This is a genomic window from Methanoregula sp. (genome assembly GCF_002835825.1).
Classification (GTDB): domain Archaea; phylum Halobacteriota; class Methanomicrobia; order Methanomicrobiales; family Methanospirillaceae; genus Methanoregula.
Map to the genome: position 1 here is coordinate 1 of NZ_PIZH01000337.1, position 2,376 is coordinate 2,376.

The following is a 2,376-nucleotide window of genomic DNA, read 5'->3' on the forward strand; positions in this document are numbered from 1 at the left end:
GGCGGTGTACTTTGATACGTTCTGGTCCACGATCGATAAATCCGGTGCTAATTTTCCGACGACACTTACTCACATTCCATCGGTTTGCTGGCATCGGAAGTACACCGCCCGACCCCCGCATGCATTCTGGAAATGCCCGGGTACGTGAGCAGTTCGAAATAATTTCTCCAGAGCAGAGTGATCCCTCATCTCGAACAGTATCAGAAAGCTGATGGATACTTCGAATTGCAGAGGAACACGTTGCTTATTGGATAACGGAAAATCTCTGAATGTGTGAGAAATTTCTGTTAGCCGGATTTTCCGGAATAAAAAAGAAATTTTTTGTCAGCGGGACACGTCCCGCAACCTGCTTCCGGTTCAGACCGTCAGCAGCTCAATTTTGATGTCGCGTGCATCAGTACCGAAATGGAGCATGGCGCAGTGCCCGTCCATTGCCGGGCCGGGATTGACAACCTTGACACCATCGACTTCCATGACGCCGCGCGCCTCGTGGATGTGGGCGCAGCAGACAAGGTCAAAGGACTTCATGTGCCGGCGGATGCTCTGGCTCCCCACGTGCTCCCCTGCCGGTTTGTCAAGGGTCTCGTAGGGCGGTGCATGGCAGAGGAGGACATTGTGGACAGTCTTTTCCATCTTCTTCATGGCGCCATTCAGGACGTCATCGATCTGCTTGTCGGTCATCTCGAACGGGGTGCCGAACGGCGTCGGGTTAGACCCGCCGACACCAACAATGGTCATCTTGCCAAGGTTCATCGAAGTCCCGTGCATGCACACGGTATCGGAGTGTTCGAGCGTCTCGAGGATCTCACGGGGGTCGCAGTTGCCGGGCACGGCAAAACAGGGCACATCGATGCGTGAGAGCACGTCATCGACCGCGTCAACGGGACCCATATTGGTAATATCGCCTGCAATAAATACCGCTTCCGGAGAAAGCTCCAGAAATGAATCAATTTTACCGAATTGACCATGGAGATCTGCTATTAGCAGCACATCTTTCATGATATATCATTTGAATGGCGTCGTAAAAACCTTATCTCAGGATCATTCCACGAACCGGTCAGGTGTCCCCGTAAAGCCAGGTCGCCACAGACTTTTTCGGTCTCGGGCAGGAGCGGACGCGCAGGCAAACCGGCAAGCAGCGTCCCGGGCAGAGGGATGAAGCGATGGACATGGACGGTGCCGGCCCGTGCCACTTCACGAATCAGGTCGAGCGTTGCCCGCTGGTCTGTATCGGTCTCAAATGGCAGGCCCACGATGAAATCAACGACCGGGGTCAGCCCGTGCTCCTGGCAGAGGTCTACAGCAGCGATCACGTCAGACACCGTGTGTCCCCGCTTCAGCCGGGAAAGGACCGCGTCGCTCCCGGACTGGGCACCAAAGTGCACCCGGGTATTCGTGCAATACCGGTTGATCAGTTCCAGAGACGTCGTGCAGATAAACTCCGGGCGCACTTCGCTTGGGAAGGTCCCGAAAAAGACCTGGTTCTGGCAGGCACGAAGGAGGCGTTCAACCTTGTCGAACCGCGGATGAACACCATCCGACCCGTACGCGAAGGCATTGGGGGTGACAAATCTCGACTGGGAGTGCCGTTCTGTATACCGTGCAATCTCGTCAATGGACCGGTGCCGCATGCAGTGGCCGAAGATCTGCGGTGTCTGGCAGTAGCCGCAGGAGTACGGGCAGCCACGCGAGATCTCGATATACCCTTTGTACTCGGAGAACGGGGGAAAGGCATCCAGCCGGACCGCGGTATCCACCGGCTGATACCAGTCGCCGGTCATGACGCCGGGGATCCTGCCGTCCCCGCCATGAAGAAGGTTGAGGAGGAGTCGTGGAAGCGTGTATTCACCTTCCCCTACGACGACATAGTCTGCATAACCGGCCATCTCGCGGGGTGCAGCCGTTGCATGCGGTCCGCCGACCACGGTTATACAGTCCGCGTCATCAATCTCCTGTTGATAGTGTGCCGCAGTAATCGATGTCAGGCTGTAGCAGGTGATATCGCCCGTGGGTGCATCAACCGGGGTGAGATGGATCCCTTCCCGTTCGCAGGCCGCATAGAGGACCGCAAAGGAGTTTCTCGCAGCATGGATTGTTCTCCAGTTGACCGGCATGGTTACCAGTGTATGGCACGGGAGAAAAAAAGAGGGTTGTGGATCGCGATCAGCGCTGGCGGTACTCGCTGATCACATCGGTGACCTTGTAGGTCTGGCCGTTCATCTGGGAGACATAGACGACAACACGGTCAGGGTTGTTGGGATCCTTTGTCCCTTCGAAAACAACCCCACCGCCCTGAGGCAGAAAAAAAAAAGAAATAAAAATAGATCCATCCGACCGGTACAGCGTCACATCAATGGAACTGACCAGAGACTGCCC

General features: G+C 55.8%; 3 protein-coding genes. All 3 read right to left on the reverse strand.

The genetic code is table 11. The features are described from left to right. Positions 1–357 precede the first annotated feature (357 nt). Entirely contained in the window at positions 358–999 is a 642-nt protein-coding gene (locus CW742_RS10730; RefSeq protein ID WP_292420247.1) for a metallophosphoesterase, read from the reverse strand. Then, positions 996–2,114, reverse strand: coding sequence for a TIGR04013 family B12-binding domain/radical SAM domain-containing protein (locus CW742_RS10735; RefSeq protein ID WP_292420249.1), 1,119 nt, complete (start codon positions 2,112–2,114; stop codon positions 996–998). Before CW742_RS10735 ends, CW742_RS10730 begins: the two co-directional genes overlap by 4 nt. Before the next feature lie 49 nt (positions 2,115–2,163). Beyond that, positions 2,164–2,376: hypothetical protein (locus CW742_RS10740; protein ID WP_292420252.1), on the reverse strand; the 213-nt coding region annotated here is incomplete at its 5' end.